This window comes from Cuneatibacter sp. NSJ-177 (genome assembly GCF_022867805.1).
Classification (GTDB): Bacteria; Bacillota; Clostridia; order Lachnospirales; family Lachnospiraceae; genus Pseudolachnospira.
In genome coordinates this window covers 900,721-917,095 of sequence record NZ_JALIFO010000006.1, presented here as the reverse complement: position 1 = coordinate 917,095, position 16,375 = coordinate 900,721, and the positions used below count along the sequence as shown (strand labels likewise).

Here is a 16,375-nt window from a genome sequence, read left to right as displayed (position 1 = left end):
AGCAGCGTGCTTTACGGTCCCCTGTCTTTATCTCAAATTCTCCGGATTCAGCCCCGAAAGCTCCGTCAGCACAAACCGGCCGTCCTTTCGGATCAGGACATCGTCAAAGTAAATTTCCCCGCCGCCGTATTCCGGCCGCTGGATACACACCAGATCCCAATGAATCGCAGAATGGTTTCCATTCGGGGCATCTTCATAGCAGCAGCCGGGCGTGAAATGGAACGATCCCATGATCTTTTCGTCAAACAGAATATCTTTCATGGGCTCCAGCACATAAGGGTTCACGCCGATCGCAAACTCCCCCACATAGCGGGCGCCTTCGTCGGTGTCAAAAATCCGGTTGATCCGCTCCGTATCATTGGCCTCCGCCTTTACAATCTTTCCCTTCTCAAAGGTCAGTTTCACATTTTCAAAGGTAAATCCTTGTTCCACCGACGGGGTATTATAGGACAGCACGCCCTCCACGGAATCCTTGACCGGAGCCGTGTACACTTCCCCGTCCGGAATGTTGCACTCACCGGCGCAGGGTATGGCGGGAATCCCTTTAATAGAAAAGCGCAGGTCGGTGCCGGGCCCCACCAGGCGCACCCGGTCGGTCCGCTCCATCAGATCCACCAGAGGCTTCATGGCTTCCGCCATCTTGGAGTAATCCAGGTTGCAGACATCGAAATAAAAATCCTCGAAGGCTTCCTGGCTTGTCCCGGCCGCTTGGGCCATGGAAGCATTGGGATATCGCAGTACCACCCATTTGGTATCATTGACGCGGATATCCGTCACCGGCCGTTGGTACAGCTTTGAGTAGAGAGTCTGCCGGTCGGAAGGCAAATCGGAGAGTTCGGAAATATTGTCCGCGCCCCTCACCGCGATATAGGCGTTCATCTCCTTCATCTCCTCGCTGTCAAGGCGAGCCATCAAGGCAAGCTGTTCCTCCGTACAGTGCATGATCAGTTCCCGGCGGATGCGGGGGTCCTGAAAGTGGGGAAACGGCAGGCCGCCGGCCGCATAGACTTCCTTAATGAGCTGTCGGGCCAGATCCGTCGTATCATAGCCGATATACTCGATATAAACCTTCTCTCCCGGCTGGACGCGGCAGGAATAGTGGATGAGGTTATGTGCCAAGGTTTGAATCCGTTTATCCATGTTTGTTCTCCTTCTTTTGACTAAGCTGATTTCCATTCTCTGGATCTATTATCGCCAATGAATCCAAATTTGTAAAGGGGGCGGAGACAAATATCCCGGCTTTCCAGATTAAAGATAGATCCGCCTTCTACAAAATCCGGCAACTAGTTGACAAATTTTAATAAATCTACTATTCTTACCATGGCGGCGGTAATGTCGTGTCTCTTGTTTCATCGGAAAATTCTATGAAACAAAAAGCGCTCCGCTGGGGAGCGCCCACACACTTTATCTCGCTGTTTTCCAGCGGAAACAGCCGGGCCAGAAAGGAATTGTATCTTTCATGTATTCTGACTTTCACGTTCACACCTCTTTTTCCAGCGACTCGGAGACGCCGCCGGAAAAACAGATCGAAAAGGCAATTTCCCTCGGAATGAAAACGCTCTGCCTGACCGACCATCAAGACTTTGATTTTCCGCCGGGGGAATATGACTTTCTACTTGACACCGATCAATATATGCAAAAGGTCCTGCCCCTGAGAGAAAAGTATCAGGGGAAAATCCAGCTCTGCATCGGAGTGGAGCTGGGTTTGCAGCCGCATCTGGGAGAGAAGCTCCCGGCCTATATCGCTCAATACCCCTTTGACTTTGTGATCGGCTCCACCCATGTCTCCCGCCGGTTGGACCCATATGAAAAAGAATTCTTTGAGGGAATTTCCGAAAAGGACGCCTACCGGATCTACTTTGAGGAGGAGCTGGAAAACCTGAGACAATACAACTGCTATGACGTAGCCGGCCACATCGACTATGTGATCCGCTATGGGCCTGCCAAGGCCGCCTGTTATTCCTACGAAGCCTACGGAGATTGGCTGGATGAGATCCTTCGAACTTTGATCGATAAGGGAAAGGGTCTGGAATGCAATACATCCGGAATTCGCGCCGGACTTGGTTTCCCCAATCCACACCCGGATGTTCTACTGCGCTACCGGGAACTAGGGGGTGAAATTCTAACCCTGGGTTCCGACGCCCATGCAGAAGAACATGTGGGAGGTAATTTCGATATGCTGAAAGGACTGCTGGCATCCTGCGGCTTTCGGTACTATACTGTTTTTGAGGGCAGGAAACCCAGATTTTTGCCGCTTTCGGATTAATATCTCCAAACCCAAAATTCCCATCTCAGCGCGGATGATCCGCCGCCGGATGGGAATTTTCTTTTAGCGCTTCTCTGCCTCCAGGATCTGGCGCCCCATGTGGACGCCCATCGCAGAAGCCATCATCAGCCCGCGGGTCCAGCCGCTGGAATCGCCGAGGCAGTGAAGGCCGGTGATGCTGGTGTGCAGGGTTTCGTCCATCTTGATCCGGTTGCTGTAAAATTTTAGCTCCGGGGAATATAAAAGGGTTTCCTCGGAAGCAAAGCCCGGCACCACTTCATCCAAAGCTGCGATAAAGTTGATGATGTTCAGCATCGCCCGATACGGCATAGCCGCCGTAATGTCACCAGCCACCGCATCGGGAAGCGTCGGCTTTACATTGGAAAACATCAGCTCCTTGGGCCAGGTGCGCTTTCCGTCGAGGATATCGCCGTAGCGCTGCACCAGGATATGGCCGGCGCCCAGCATGTTGGTCAGCTCGCCGACTTTTTGCGCGTAGGCAATCGGCTGGTTAAAAGGCTGGTTAAAGTTATGGGAGCAGAGGATCGCCAGGTTCGTGTTGTCCGATTTCAGCTCCTTATAGGAATGGCCATTGACCACGGCCAGGTCATTGTCATAATTTTCCTGGCTGACAAAACCGCCGGGGTTCTGGCAGAACGTACGCACTTTATTTTTAAAGGGCTTCGGATAGCCGATCAGCTTGGATTCGTAGAGCACCCGGTTTACTTTTTCCATGACTTCGTTCCGGACTTCCACCCGGACTCCGATATCGACCGTTCCCGGCTGATGCGCAATATTGTGCTCGGCACAAATGTGATCCAGCCAGTCGGCGCCCCGGCGGCCCGTGGCAATAATGGTCTTATCGGCAAAGACCTCCCGCTCCACGCCTTTCTCCGACAAAATCACGCCTTTGCAGACCTCATCCTCCAGGATCAGGTTCTGACATTCCTGGCCAAACCAGATCTCCACCCCGTGATCCAGCAGGTACTGTTCAATAGAATAATAAATCATTTGCGCCTTCTCGGTCCCCAGATGGCGGATCGGGCAGTCCACAAGCTTCAGCCCGGCTTTGATGGCCCGCTTGCGGATGTCTTTGACTTCCTCGCTCTGGCCCAGCCCCTCCACGTGCTCGTCTGCGCCGAATTCCAGATAAATTTTATCCGTATAGTCAATCAGATCTTGGGCAAATGACTCCCCGACCAGCGTCGGAAAATCTCCGCCCACCTCATAGCTTAAGGACAGCTTGCCGTCGGAAAACGCGCCCGCCCCGGAAAATCCCGTCGTGATATGGCAGTAAGGCTTACAGTTGACACACTTATGCGTCTTTTCCTTCGGACAGCTTCGGTGCTCGATGGCAACTCCTTTTTCTACGATCAGCATCTTTTTCCGGCTTCCTCCCCGGATCAGTTCCAAAGCGGTAAAAATGCCGGCGGGACCGGCCCCGATGATTACAATGTCGTATTTCACGTTCGTCTCCTCCTATTCCGAATTCAAAATCCCCAGAAACCTCGACCGCAATAAAAAAACCAAACCAGCTGCCGGGCAAAGACTATAGCTTCCCCTGGGACAGGAAGCGGACTTATAGTCAGCTGTTCGGCAGCTGGTAGAAACATTCAACCATCTTATGAATTTATATATGTCGCACTCCGTTACTATTCTATATGACAAGGGCTCTTCTGTCAAGTAGGGACTCTTGTCACGATATTTTTTTTAGCTTCCGCTCCAACAGCGCAAAAGCAGCGATGGCGATTCCAAAACCGGCGATCAGAACTGCGCTGACGCCGTTATGCTGGAGCTTTTCATTGATCGCTCCGGTGAAAAAGTTATAAATGACCAGCGCCAGCAAAAACGCGCTGATTGCCATTCCCACTCTTAAAAATGCCGCATAAAACTTCATGATTTCCCGTCTTCCTTTCTGATCTACGTGGGATCCGGCCCCGCGCTCTCCGACTTCACTTTCCGGACCGTCCGTCCCATCAAAATCCCCGCCAGCCCGGCGGCAATCACGCCGGTCGCAAGGGAGGTCAGCCAGACGCCGTCCAGCCCCCAGATCCCCGGCAGAACCATCAGCCCGATCAGAGGCAAAACCAGCGTCTCACTGGTGGCCATCACCAAAGAAAAGGCCGGCCGGTTCAGAGCCGTGAAAAATGAACTGGACACAATTCCGCACCAGCTAAACAGATAGGACAGGGAAAAGAGACGCATGGCTCTGGCGCTCATCGCGATTAATTCCTTGTCGTTCTTTTCAGCGAACAGCATCGACAGGCCGTCCGCGCCCAAAAGCATACCGGCCATGGCGCCTGCGGAAATTACGAGTGCCGCCGCCTGGACCCGGATTTCCAGGGCAAAGACACGCTTCTTCTCTCCTGCCCCATAGTTATAACTGATCGCCGGCTGCAGCGCATCGCTCATTCCAAAGAGCAGGGATTTTACAATACTGTCCACATACATGACCACGCTGAACGCCGCCACCGCCAGATAGCCTCCCAGATTCATCAGCACCACGTTGAACAAGACCATGCAGACCGAACTGGTGATGTTGGAAAAAAACTCGGAACTGCCGTTGGCCAGGATATTCCCGACTGTGCGCAGTCTGAGGCTTCCCCTGGTAAACCGGAGCACCAGCTTTTTTCGCAGAAACGGATAAAAAGAAATCCCGGTGCCCGCGGCAAGACACAGGCAGGAAGCCAGGGCCGCCGACCAGATCCCCCAGCCGAATCCAGCCACAAACAGCGCGTCGAGCCCAATGTTCGCTAACGACACTCCGACATTCATCCACATGCTGTAGCGCATCCGCCCACAGATCCTTAAGTAATTGTCCACCGCAAAAAAGCACATGACCAGCGGAGAAAACACTGCGTAAACCTTCAGGTACTCTCCCGCCATCTCCGCCACCAGGGCTTCCGCCTTTAGAGCCGCGACCAGAAAACCGGCCCCAAAATAGCCGGTCAGACCGACGAAAACCGCGATCACCAGAATGATCCCGCAGGAAAAAGAAAAAATCCGGCAGGCTTCTTCTGTCTGTTTCTCCCCCAGCCGGATTGAAATCTGCACAGAGGAGCCCACCGCCACCATGTCGGCAAGGGCAAAGCTGATCATGATCACAGGCATCACCAGATTCACGGCAGCCAAAGCTTCCGCTCCGATAAAATGGCCAACAAAAATGCCGTCTGCGATGGTGTACAGCGAAGTAACCGCCATACTGATCATACTGGGAACGGCGCACCGGAAAAAGAGCTTTGCCGGAGACAGCTTGCCGAACAGTCGGCTATGTTCTTTGTTCTGATCCATCGAATCCCCCCAAAATCCGGCAAAAGAGGACGGCGTTTAGCCCTCCTCCCATGCCCAAAGAAGCCTGTTTCTTTCAAAGCGGAGAAAAAGCTCTTGCTTTTCTCTCAAGTAGGACAGATACGATCGAATTGTGCTGCCAGCGAGCACAAATTGAACTGCATCCATCTTTAAATCATACCGCTCAAAAACAGCCTGAATCACCTCTTCCGTACTTTTCGGCGTCCGGCAGCTCTCCCGCACGACCTCCGCAATTTCCAAGACTTTTTCCCTGTTTTTCTGTACCAAAGGGCGAATATCCTCCCGCGGCTCTGCGTGGGCGGGTATAAAGAGCTTTCCGGAAAGCTCCTCCACTTTTTCCAGACTTTCCAGATACGCCTTCACGTCGTAGAGAAAGGAGACATGGTATTTCTCCAGAACCTCTTCGCCAGTCAGGCTGTCGGCCAGGAACCAGACATCATCGCTGGTATGAAATCCAGCCATGGAAAAGGAATGGCCCGGCAAAAGAAGCATCTCGATCCCTTCCGGCAAAACCTCCGGCGTCAGCTCCTCCACCTTGCTCTCCTTGGCCATCAAAAACTTATTCCGAAGCTCCTTCATCGGATATCCGCCGAAGAGAAAAGAGGGCTCCAGCTCCGGATGGCGGACGAAAACAGCATCCGCCCCCGGCGCATAGATCCGGCAGCCCAGGCGCTGCTGAAGCAGTTGGTTTCCTCCGATATGGTCCGCATGGGAGTGAGTGTTAAGAATCATTTCCAGCTCCCAGCCCTGCTCCGCCAAAATCTTCTGCACCTTTTTTCCGGCGTCCTTATCGTTTCCGCTGTCGATCAGACAGACCTTCCGGTCGCTGATCCGGTAAATTCCCATCCGGGAAGGGCAGGAAATCCAATCGGTCCGCTCCCCGGCGCTGATTCGTTCGTACATCTTCGCGGTCTTCTCCTTTGCTTATTCCCCGATTTCTTCCCGGCCGATCAGACGCAGAAAATCCGCTTCGGACAAAATCGGGATTCCCAGCTCCTTGGCCTTCCGATTTTTGGAGGAATCGGAGGTGGTGTCGTTGTTGATCAGATAATCGGTCTTGCTGCTGACGCTTCCCGCCGCCTTGCCGCCCAAGCTTTCAATCAGCTCCTGGCACGCTTTCCGGTTGGCAAAGCGGGTCAGACTCCCGGTGATAACGAGAGTTTTCCCCTCCAAGGGTTTCTCCGCCGGCTCTTCCTCTGGTTTTTCCAAATCTAAAATCGCAAGCAGCGCATCCACCAGTTCTTTATTTTCTTCCTTTGAAAAATACTCGCGGATTCCTTCGGCGATCACCTCGCCGATGCCGTCCACCGCCACCAGCTCTTCCTGGGTCGCCTGGCGAATCCGGCCGATATCATAGCCAAAAGCCCGGCAGAGCATCCTGGCATTGGCCGGGCCAATATTGGCGATGCCAAGGCTGTAGATCAGACGGGGAAGCGTGGTGTGCTTCGCTTTTTCCACCGCAGCCATCAGATTGTCAAAGGATTTCTTTCCCAGCCCCTCCATGGAGGTGATTTCTTCTTCATGCTCCTGCAAGAAAAATAGGTCGGCAAAGCTTTTCACAAAACCGGCACCGATAAATTTTTCCAAAGTAGCTTCGGACAAGCCGTCAATATTCATGGCGTCCCGGCTGACAAACAGGGCGAAGCTTTTGATTTTCTTGGCCTGACAGTCCGGGTTGGTGCAGTACAGGGACTTGACGTCTGTGGTCTGGCGCACCTCGGTCCGGCCGCCGCAGACCGGACATTGCTCCGGCGGATCCACCGGACCGCTTTTCGTCAGGTTTTCCGCAACCTGCGGAATAATCATGTTGGCTTTATATACCGTGATCTTATCGCCGATTCCCAGTTTTAACGTATCCAGGATGCTCAGATTGTGAACACTGGCCCGGCTGACCGTGGTCCCTTCCAGCTGAACCGGCTCAAAGATCGCCACCGGGTTGATCAGACCGGTCCGGGACGGGCTCCACTCGATCTCCTTTAACGTCGTCTCCCCCAGCTCATCGTTCCACTTAAAAGCAATGGAATCCCTGGGGAATTTAGCGGTCCGGCCCAGGGATTTCCCATAGGCGATGTCCTCAAAGGTCAGCACCAGTCCGTCCGACGGCAGGTCGTTTTCCGTCACCATCCCGGCAAATGAGATGACGCTGGAAGCCACGTTCTCCCTGGTCACATGCTCATAGTAGACCACATCGAATCCCATACTCCGGAGCCATTCCAGCTGAGCGGACCTGGAATTGTTAAAATCCACGCCTTCCGCCTTGACCAAAGTAAAGGCATAAAAACAAACACTTCTCTTTGCAGTTACTTGATTGTTCAGCTGGCGCACGGAACCGCTGCACAAGTTCCGGGGGTTTTTGTATTTCTCTCCTTCATCCTCCAGCTCCGCATTGATCCGCATGAAATCCGAATACCGGATCACCGCTTCTCCCCGCAGCACCAGCTCCCCGGTGTAGGAAATATTTAAAGGTACGTTTTTAAAGACCCGCGCATTGTTGGTCACCACCTCGCCGATTTCCCCGTTTCCGCGGGTTACTGCCTTTTCAAGCGCGCCGTCCCGGTAGGTCAGGACAATGGTCAGGCCGTCCATCTTCCAGGAAAGCAGTCCCTCCTGTTCTCCCAGCCATTCCCGCAGCGCCTCGATATCCTTGGTTTTGTCCAAAGACAGCATCGCCGACTCGTGGGCTTCCTTCGGAAGCTGGCTTAACAGCTCATAGCCGACGTGGATCGTCGGACTTGCCGACAGCACAATGCCGGTCTCTTTCTCCAAACTCAGCAGTTCGTCGTAGAGTCTATCATAATCATAGTTTGACATGATTTCAGAGCTTTCCTGGTAGTAAGCAAGAGATGCCGCGTTTAGCTGATCCACCAGCTCCTTCATCCGTTCCATCTTTGTCTGTTCCATCTTTGCCTCCCGCTTATTTCTGATCCATAAGCGCCTGTTTTTCTCTATTTTTTCGGCCGGACGCCGCCAAGAAGCGCGAAAAGCTGTTCCTTTTCGTCCCCTTCAATCTTCCGGTATTCTCCGGGCTTTAAGCTGCCCAATGTGATATTCATTACCCGCAGCCGTTTTAAAAAGACCACCCGGCATCCCAGCGCCTCGCACATCCGCCGGATCTGGCGGTTCAGCCCCTGGGTCAGGATGATCCGAAAGCTGTCCGGCCCCACCTTCTTTACCTGGCACGGCCGGGTGACCGTGTCCAAAACCGGCACGCCGCTCCGCATCTGATTCAGGAAATCCAGGGTAACCGGCCGGTCGATCTTTACCAGATACTCTTTCTCGTGGTAATTGCTCCCCCGCAGGATCTGATCTGTGATTTCCCCAATATTCGTCATCAATATCAAGCCCTCCGAGGCTTTATCCAGCCGCCCCACCGGATAGATCCGCTCCGGGTAATGGACCAGATCCACAATATTTTTCTCCCCCCGGTGCTCCGCTGTGGTGCAGACGATCCCCTGAGGCTTATAGACGGCAAGAAGAACCTCCTCCCGCCTCTGCCCTACCTTTCGGCCGTCCACCGTCACTTCGCTGTTTTCATCCACTTTTTGTCCCGGTTCCGCCGTTTTGCCGTCCACCAGCACCCGGCCTTCCTCGATCCACCGGTCCGCCTCCCTGCGGGAACAAACGCCCGCGGAGCTTAAAAACTTATTTAGCCGCATCGGTTCCATCCGATTTCCCTCTTTCTCTAGTATAAGACAATTTTCTTCTCTTATGCCTGTTCCTTGGTTCCGAGCAAAAGCCGTTTTCCAAATAAGAGCAAGGCAAATTTTTCCCCGTGGTAACGTACAAAATGCTTGCCGATCACGATCAGAGAGATCAGCACCATTCCCAATAGAAACGCCGGATTCTTTTCCAGGATAAAACTGCTGATGTTCAGCAGGGCATAAACCAAAACCGAACGGAAAAAATGGGGCCGGATTACCAAAACCAGGGAAAACAGCAAGTAAAAGAAAGCCAACACCAATACGGGGCCAAGATTCGGAAAAAGCCCCAGAAGCGCGCCGAAGGAAGCCGCGATGGATTTTCCTCCTTTTCCCTTCCGCCAAAACGGAAAGGCATGCCCAGCCACCGGCGCCGCGATGACCAGTCCAAACCGGAAATCCGTCACGTCCAGAACCCTGGCCGCCAGATACACCGGTAAAAAGGCTTTCAGCAGCTCCAAAAGGATCACCAATGCTCCCACTGCTTTTCCTCCATACAGGAGAGCATTGGCGGCGCCCGGATTCCCGTCCGGGCTTTGCTTTGTCACATCTACGCGGCAAAACCACTTCGGCAGCAGATATCCGTAGAGCACACAGCCGGAAAGATATCCGGCCACCGCCCAAAACAAATACATCATCCCTTCTCCTCCGCCGAAAGACGCGCCAAAAGCGTGACAATCTCATCCGCCGCCCGCGGCCGGACATTCTCCCGCTGTGCCTGCCGCATTCGCTCTTTCAGGCCGTCCTCCGTTAAGATCCACTGTCCTGCCTGGATTTGCTCGCGCAAGCCTCTGGCGGCAATCGACATCCGGCGGGAAGAAAAGAACTCCTGGTTCCTCTCCTCGCAGCCGGGGATCGGGGACGTATGTACGATCGGGATATTCTTCACCGCCGCTTCCGTGCTGGTCAGGCCGCCGGGCTTGGTAAACAGCACGTCACAGGCGTCCATATATTCTCCCACCCGCCGCACGAAACCTCGGACATGAATATTCGGATTGGAATGATACAGGCGGCGCAAGAGGCGTTCCAGCCTCCGGTTGTTGCCGCAGATGATCACAATCTGTTCCCCGGCCTTGCAGCTTTTCGCAAGTTCCGGGACAAACAGCTGAATCTTACCAAAGCCCATACTGCCGCTCATGACCAAAAAGACCGGCTTTTCCGGCGGCAGATTGCAGCGCCGTCTGGCTAATTCCCGGTCCAGGGTTCCCCGGAACATCCGGCGTACCGGAATTCCATAAGGCAGCAGCTTTTCCCGTGGAATTCCGCGGGATGCGTATTCTTCGGCCAAATCTGGATGCGGTATCACATAATAGTCGCACTCGGTCTCCTCCCAGAATGGAATACAGGTGTAATCCGTCTGTACCGAAATGAATTTCTGGGAAAGCATCCCCTTTTTCTTCATGTAAGTTAAGGTTTCTGCCGCGTAGAGATGGCAGGTCACAATCGCATCAAATGGATTCTCTTCCAAAAAGCGGGCCAGTGGTTTCGCCAGCAGCGCGTTGGCGTAGTATACCGGCGATTTCCGCTTCGGCGAACTGATCACGCCGCCGATCCAGTACAGGAAACGAAAAAAAGCCGGTATGTGCTGTACAATTTTTACGTATGCTCCTCCGACCATCCTGGAGGTCGTGCGGCCCGACAGCATCATGATATCCATCTGCACCGCCTCATGCCCGCGGGCTTCCGCCGCCTCGGCAATGGCTTTTCCCGCCATATTGTGGCCCTCCCCCGTATGGCAGGATAAAATCAATATTCTCATAATCTCCTGACTTTGCTCCTCTTCTCACCAGAGTCTTTCTGGGTTTTCCTGCGGCAGCCCCGCTCTTTCCCATCCGTCAAAAGAACAGCTGTATCAATATCCCAAAAATCACGCCGGTCCCATAAAGAATCGCGACGATCTTGATGTTCTCTTTCTTATCCGGATTGGATCGAAACAACACGGCTACTCCCACGCCTGCGCCCGCAATCAGCCCGGCCGTCACGGCGCCGAAGGAAATCGCTCCCTGTAAAAACAGTTCCGCCAGAACCACCGACGGCAGACAGCTTGGAATCAGCCCAATCGCAGCGGTCACAAACGGCTGCCACAGTTCGGTCCCCGAAGCCAGCCGGTTCACCAGCTCCGCTCCGCCAAGCTCCATCAGAACTTCCAAACCCAGCATTAAAATCAGCAGGAACGCATAAATTTTCACTGTATGCTCCAGAGCCGCCCGGAATATGCTCTCCTCTTCGTCATGACAGTTTTCACAAAGCTGTTCGATTCTCTTGGGTTTTCCCAGCGGATACTTTTTGTTCCAGAAATCCACGAGATAACCGGCAAGAATGCCGATTACAATCTTGCAGAGAATCAGCTTGCCGATCACCGGAATTCCAGCGGGATTCGCCATCATAACCAAAATCGCCTCATCCGAGGTGGAGATGAAAACAGCCAGCAGCGTGCCGGGCGTCACCAGTCCCACGGCATAAAGATTGGCGGACGCCGCGGAAAAACCGCATTGAGGGATACAACCCAGAGCCGAGCCGATCACCGGGCCGGCATTTCTCGTCTTTCTCAGCGCACGCGCAAATTTCTCCTGCCCCTTTTTTTCAATCCATTCAACCAGCAAAAACGCCGCAAATAAAAACGGCACCATGCTGGTTGCCTCCCAAAAAGTATCAATCAATTCTCCCCATTCCATTCCTTGTTCCTCACTTCTATTTCAGTCACATGTAAGACCTGAGGGGAGATGTCCTTCGCACCGCAGACCGTCAACACATAGCCCGGAATGGGATGCCAGAGCCGAAACGCTTCCGGCTGCCGGATCCCGTTCCGGATGACCCGGATCTCATCGCCGGTCTCAATGGAAAACTCGCCAAGCGGCAAAGCAAACCCTTCCCCTGTCTTTTTCATATAGCTTTCCCGCAGAGACCAGATCTCAATAAATGCCTGTTCCGGCTGCCCGGACTCTGCAATATAGTTTCTCTCCCTTTCGGTAAAATACCGCCCTGCCACATCCGCCTTTTGCGGGCGGACTTCCTGGATATCCACACCGGCCGCGTGATCCGATACCACGCAGGCCACAAAATCACCGGAATGGGACAAATTAAAACTGATCTCCGGCGTCTGGGGGAAATACGGCTTCCCGCCTTCCTGTTCCATGATTTCACGGTCCGCCTGTTTTCCCTGCCGCCGGAGCACTTCCCAGAGCAATAACTCGGCGCCCAGGGTTTTGGCGCGGGAGGAAAGCGGGCGGAGACGCTGCAGCTTTTCCCGGCACCGTTCGGATACGTATCGGGAATAGGATGCCAAAAGAGCCTCCTCTTCCAACCACCTGACATCCATACAGGCTGTCTGTATCATACACGGCTTCCTCCTTCTTTTAAACGGATTGTATTAGTGTACCATATTTTGACTGGAAGAAACAGGCCTTCTTGAAAAAAACAAGAAAAAGCCGCCGGTATCCCGACGGTTTTTCCTGTACTATATGATAAGGATGATGGTAAACGTATCACGAATATTTTATACCCAGCCCTGCTCTCTCATAGCCTTTGCCACCCGACGGAAACCGGCAATGTTGGCTCCCATGACAAAGTCTCCGGTATGGCCGTACTTCTCAGCGGCCAAGGCGACCTGAGCATAGATATTTTTCATAATTTTGTGCAGATCCGCATCGACCTTCTCAAAACTTCTTCTCTTTCTGGAGCTGTTCTGGGCCATTTCCAGGGCGGATACCGCCACGCCGCCGGCATTGGCCGCCTTACTCGGCATGAACAGCAGCCCCTGCCCCTGCAGGTAGATCGTGGCATCGCGGGTAATCGGCATGTTGGAACCCTCTGCAATGGCAAAGCAGCCGTTCTCCACCAGCTTCTTCGCATCCTCGATATTGATCTCATTCTGGATGGCGCAGGGAAGCGCGATATCACAGGGAACCTCCCAGACTTTTCTTCCTTCATAGTAGCTGGCGGAAGGTACCAGATCGGCATATTCGCTGATCCGTCCACGGCGGACTTCCTTGATCTCTCTTACCACATCTACACGGATTCCGTCCGGATCGTAAATAAATCCGTTGGAGTCGCTGACCGTCACAACTTTTGCCCCCATCTGAGTCGCCTTATCCACCGCATAAGTGGCAACGTTGCCGGATCCGGAAACCAAAACGGTCTTTCCTTCCACGGTCTTCCCCGCAGCCTGCAGCATCTCTTCGCAGATATAAAGGAGGCCGTAGCCCGTTGCTTCTGTTCTGACCAGAGATCCGCCGGAGGCAAGACCCTTTCCGGACAGCGCTCCGTGCATCTGATTCGTCAGGCGCTTATACTGGCCGAACATGTAGCCAATCTCCCGGCCGCCGACGCCGATATCTCCGGCAGGCACGTCTTCATCCGGTCCGATATACTTGTAGAGTTCTGTCATAAAGCTCTGGCAGAACGCCATGATCTCCCGCTCGGATTTTCCCTTCGGGTTAAAGTTTGCGCCGCCCTTGCCTCCGCCGATGGCCTGGCCGGTCAGCGCGTTCTTAAAGGTCTGTTCAAAAGCCAGGAAACGCATGGTGTTGCCGTTTACGCTGGGATGAAAACGCAGGCCTCCTTTATACGGCCCCAGAGCGCTGTTGAACTGTACGCGGTATCCGCGATGTACCTGAACCTGCCCTTTGTCATCCACCCACGGCACACGGAAAGAAATACATCTTTCCGGCTCCAGCAAGCGCTCCAGCAGACGGACGCTGCGGTATTCTTCTTCGTGCGCTTCGATGACCGGCTGAATCGAATCCAAAAACTCACCTGCGGCCTGATGGTACTCTGCTTCGCCAGGGTTTATCTTTTTTAACAATTCCATAACTTCTTCCGTGTACAACATCTTCATTCTCCTCACTTTCATACTTTTTTGCAATAACGAAATATCACTGCAATCTATTGATGTAACAGGTTGGAAAAAAAGAAAGACTTTTTACGGTCTTTTTTAATTTCCCATATTGGTAAAAAGTATACAATAAGAAAATTAGTTTGTCAACTAAAAAATTTAATTAAATTAAGTTGCAGTCGTTTTTCGGATTTAGAAATAAAGTTTCTGTTAAAAAAGCAGGAAATATCTCTTGCCTTCCTGGAAGATTCCGGCACAACACTTTATTTTATTAAGTTCTTTCTTAATTTTATTTATGGAAACAAACTCTTTCCCTATTTATCTTTCTTATATTTGAGCAGGTCATATTTTTTTATTATTTTGCTAAATATTTTTATATATTCTCATATTTTTTCCATATTTCCGCTTGCAGAACGGATCAAAAGGGAGTCATCATAAGGGGATGGGAATTGCAAAGCGCAAGACCTTTGGCCTTGCGCTTTGCAGATCGTCAGATTTCCATTCATCAGCTATTTTTTCGTGGGCTCCTCCGCCGCTCCATAAAACGCTCCTTCTTATCGGTATACCGCATATAACGCCTTAGCCAAAATCTTCGCGTCCTTCCGATAAGGGGTGACCGGTAGAATCTCTTTGTCGATCTTCAGCAGGGAATAAACCGCCATGCGCGCGGAACGGACCTTGCATTCCTCGCCGCCGGCAATCTCCTCCGGCATCTCGCAGAACCATCCGGCAAAGGCAAGATTCCCGTCGGGATCCGGCATCACAGAGACCCGGTCTCCGATCGAATGCGGCTCATACGGCGCGCGGGCATAAGGCCACCGGACCATCGTTAGATTGATGATCTCCCTCTCCGCCCGATCTTTGATGTCCTCCCAATGAAGACAGGCCAGAATCTCTTCGAAGATTTCCTTTCCGGCGCACTCCCGCATCGGCTTTTTCACCTTTTTCCCCAGACATTCCGGTGCCTGCCCAAATCCCAGTATCACGGTTTCCTCCGGCTGCTGGCACATGAAGTAGGGTTGGACCGGCACGATCAGCGTAATCTTCCAGGGGGAATCTTTCAGAGTAACGAACCCGCCTGTTCCAGCCTGATTTCCGGTGAACTTTTCCATTCTCCGAAGGATCGTGTTTCCCCTGCTGGTCAAGGTGAATTGAATTTCTTCCGTATGATCCGGATTTCCCAAAAAGACATTCGGGCTCCCTAAAAGCCCCGGCCGTTTTTGAGCCGCCAGAGCCCAAAAGCTCTTTTGTGCCGGATGCTTTTTTTCCGGCGGCAGGACGGCGGGACGGTTCCAATCTCCCATTTCACACCAGTGCCTCCCATCGCCGTCCGTTACAATCAGAAGATCATCTTCCGCCAGTTTTAGATGCGATACGTTTTCTTTTTCCCTTATCCATAAGCCGCACGCGCGCACTCCGTCTTCGGTTAAATCGATCGATTCAACGCCCTTCTGCACCTCAAAAATCACGCCTTTTTTCACCAGGTAGGACCACAAATTCAGATAAAAATCCTCCTGAGGAGCATAGGGCGGCTGCCGCATCCAATCCATCGTATCCAAGTCACCGAAATTCAGCACCTTCCTTTGAAGCAGGCGCCGGAAGTCCATAATGCCGCTTTTCTCCCGAATTCCAAAGGTACTGCTCCAAAGGTGCCAAAAATTTGTCGTAAAGAAATGAGACGACGCAAACCATTGCTCAATGGTCTGCCCCTCCAGTTCTTCTTCTCCGGACATCAGCAGTTTGGCAATCCGCACCCGTTCTTCCTGATTCAGGCCCAAGCTCTCCGCATCGACGATCTTTCCTGTCTCATCTACCAGCCTTGCCTTTGCGTGAATGGGGTGTGACTCAGAAAACTTACGGATTTCCTCTCCTACACTGGTCTTCGGCCGTTTCTTTCCCGAAGGAAGGGAATTCAATAATTCCCAGCAATTTTCAAAGGTCTGTTCTTCGCAAAAGCAAATCTTCTGGCAGACAAAACCGGTTTCCGGAACAAAATCATTTTTCACATAGGGCTCCTTAGAAAAAATGTGAATGTGATCCGCAGGAAATCTGGCATCCCGAATCAAATAGACGGCCGCTGAGAGAGCAGTCAATTCGTTCCCCAATATGTACGCCTGGCGCTCCCCGTAATTCCTCTTTCTCAGACTCTCTTCCACTTCTTTTTGATGCTGCCTGCGCGCCTTTTTCTCATAAGTTTTCTTCGCAACGGCTGCCGCCGCTACAGCCCCGCCCGCCACTAAAACTTTTTTCCAATATCTCTTTTTCATT

The 16,375-nt window shown here is 52.6% G+C and carries 14 protein-coding genes and 1 riboswitch; of the genes, 1 reads left to right on the top strand and 13 read right to left on the bottom strand.

Features of this window, described 5'->3' with window-relative positions; translation table 11 throughout:
• Positions 1-27: 27 nt before the first annotated feature.
• Positions 28-1,140 carry an aminopeptidase gene (locus MUB23_RS12090; protein WP_244800839.1) on the bottom strand — a complete coding sequence of 371 codons (1,113 nt, stop codon included), beginning with the start codon at positions 1,138-1,140 and terminating at the stop codon, positions 28-30.
• 319 nt (positions 1,141-1,459) lie between these two features.
• On the opposite strand from MUB23_RS12090, the gene MUB23_RS12085 reads away from it, so the two are divergent.
• On the top strand, positions 1,460-2,266 hold the full coding sequence (locus MUB23_RS12085; RefSeq protein WP_244800837.1) for a histidinol-phosphatase HisJ family protein: 807 nt from the start codon (positions 1,460-1,462) through the stop codon (positions 2,264-2,266).
• 63 nt (positions 2,267-2,329) lie between these two features.
• Here the strand turns inward: MUB23_RS12085 and MUB23_RS12080 are convergent, their stop codons facing one another.
• The 12 genes from MUB23_RS12080 to MUB23_RS12025 form a co-directional block, all read right to left on the bottom strand.
• Positions 2,330-3,733: an NAD(P)/FAD-dependent oxidoreductase gene (locus tag MUB23_RS12080; protein WP_244800836.1), complete on the bottom strand. Its 1,404-nt coding sequence runs from the start codon at positions 3,731-3,733 to the stop codon at positions 2,330-2,332.
• A gap of 95 nt (positions 3,734-3,828) precedes the next feature.
• Positions 3,829-3,924, bottom strand: a riboswitch (purine riboswitch).
• 38 nt (positions 3,925-3,962) lie between these two features.
• Positions 3,963-4,163: a hypothetical protein gene (locus tag MUB23_RS12075; RefSeq protein ID WP_244800834.1), complete on the bottom strand. Its 201-nt coding sequence runs from the start codon at positions 4,161-4,163 to the stop codon at positions 3,963-3,965.
• 23 nt (positions 4,164-4,186) lie between these two features.
• Positions 4,187-5,557, bottom strand: a complete 1,371-nt coding sequence (locus tag MUB23_RS12070; protein ID WP_244800832.1) for an MATE family efflux transporter — start codon at positions 5,555-5,557, stop codon at positions 4,187-4,189.
• Positions 5,558-5,593: 36 nt separating this feature from the next.
• Entirely contained in the window at positions 5,594-6,478 is an 885-nt protein-coding gene (locus MUB23_RS12065; protein WP_244800830.1) for an MBL fold metallo-hydrolase, read from the bottom strand.
• A 21-nt stretch (positions 6,479-6,499) separates the two neighbouring features.
• Complete coding sequence (gene ligA / locus MUB23_RS12060) at positions 6,500-8,476, bottom strand: NAD-dependent DNA ligase LigA (protein ID WP_244800829.1); 1,977 nt, start codon at positions 8,474-8,476, stop codon at positions 6,500-6,502.
• A 44-nt stretch (positions 8,477-8,520) separates the two neighbouring features.
• The gene (locus MUB23_RS12055) at positions 8,521-9,240 is read right to left on the bottom strand and encodes a pseudouridine synthase (protein ID WP_244800827.1); all 720 of its coding nucleotides are present in this window, start codon (positions 9,238-9,240) and stop codon (positions 8,521-8,523) included.
• Between the two features lie 41 nt (positions 9,241-9,281).
• Positions 9,282-9,911 carry a glycerol-3-phosphate acyltransferase gene (locus MUB23_RS12050; protein WP_244800825.1) on the bottom strand — a complete coding sequence of 210 codons (630 nt, stop codon included), beginning with the start codon at positions 9,909-9,911 and terminating at the stop codon, positions 9,282-9,284.
• Positions 9,908-11,032, bottom strand: a complete 1,125-nt coding sequence (locus MUB23_RS12045) for an MGDG synthase family glycosyltransferase (protein WP_244800823.1) — start codon at positions 11,030-11,032, stop codon at positions 9,908-9,910. Before MUB23_RS12045 ends, MUB23_RS12050 begins: the two co-directional genes overlap by 4 nt.
• A 76-nt stretch (positions 11,033-11,108) precedes the next feature.
• On the bottom strand, positions 11,109-11,948 hold the full coding sequence (locus tag MUB23_RS12040; RefSeq protein WP_244800821.1) for a putative manganese transporter: 840 nt from the start codon (positions 11,946-11,948) through the stop codon (positions 11,109-11,111).
• Complete coding sequence (locus tag MUB23_RS12035) at positions 11,930-12,610, bottom strand: 4'-phosphopantetheinyl transferase family protein (protein ID WP_244800819.1); 681 nt, start codon at positions 12,608-12,610, stop codon at positions 11,930-11,932. The genes MUB23_RS12040 and MUB23_RS12035 overlap by 19 nt, the downstream gene beginning before the upstream one ends.
• 159 nt (positions 12,611-12,769) lie before the next feature.
• Positions 12,770-14,104, bottom strand: a complete 1,335-nt coding sequence (gene gdhA / locus MUB23_RS12030) for an NADP-specific glutamate dehydrogenase (RefSeq protein ID WP_244800818.1) — start codon at positions 14,102-14,104, stop codon at positions 12,770-12,772.
• A 557-nt stretch (positions 14,105-14,661) separates the two neighbouring features.
• The gene (locus MUB23_RS12025; RefSeq protein WP_244800816.1) at positions 14,662-16,374 is read right to left on the bottom strand and encodes an oleate hydratase; all 1,713 of its coding nucleotides are present in this window, start codon (positions 16,372-16,374) and stop codon (positions 14,662-14,664) included.
• Position 16,375: the final 1 nt, after the last annotated feature.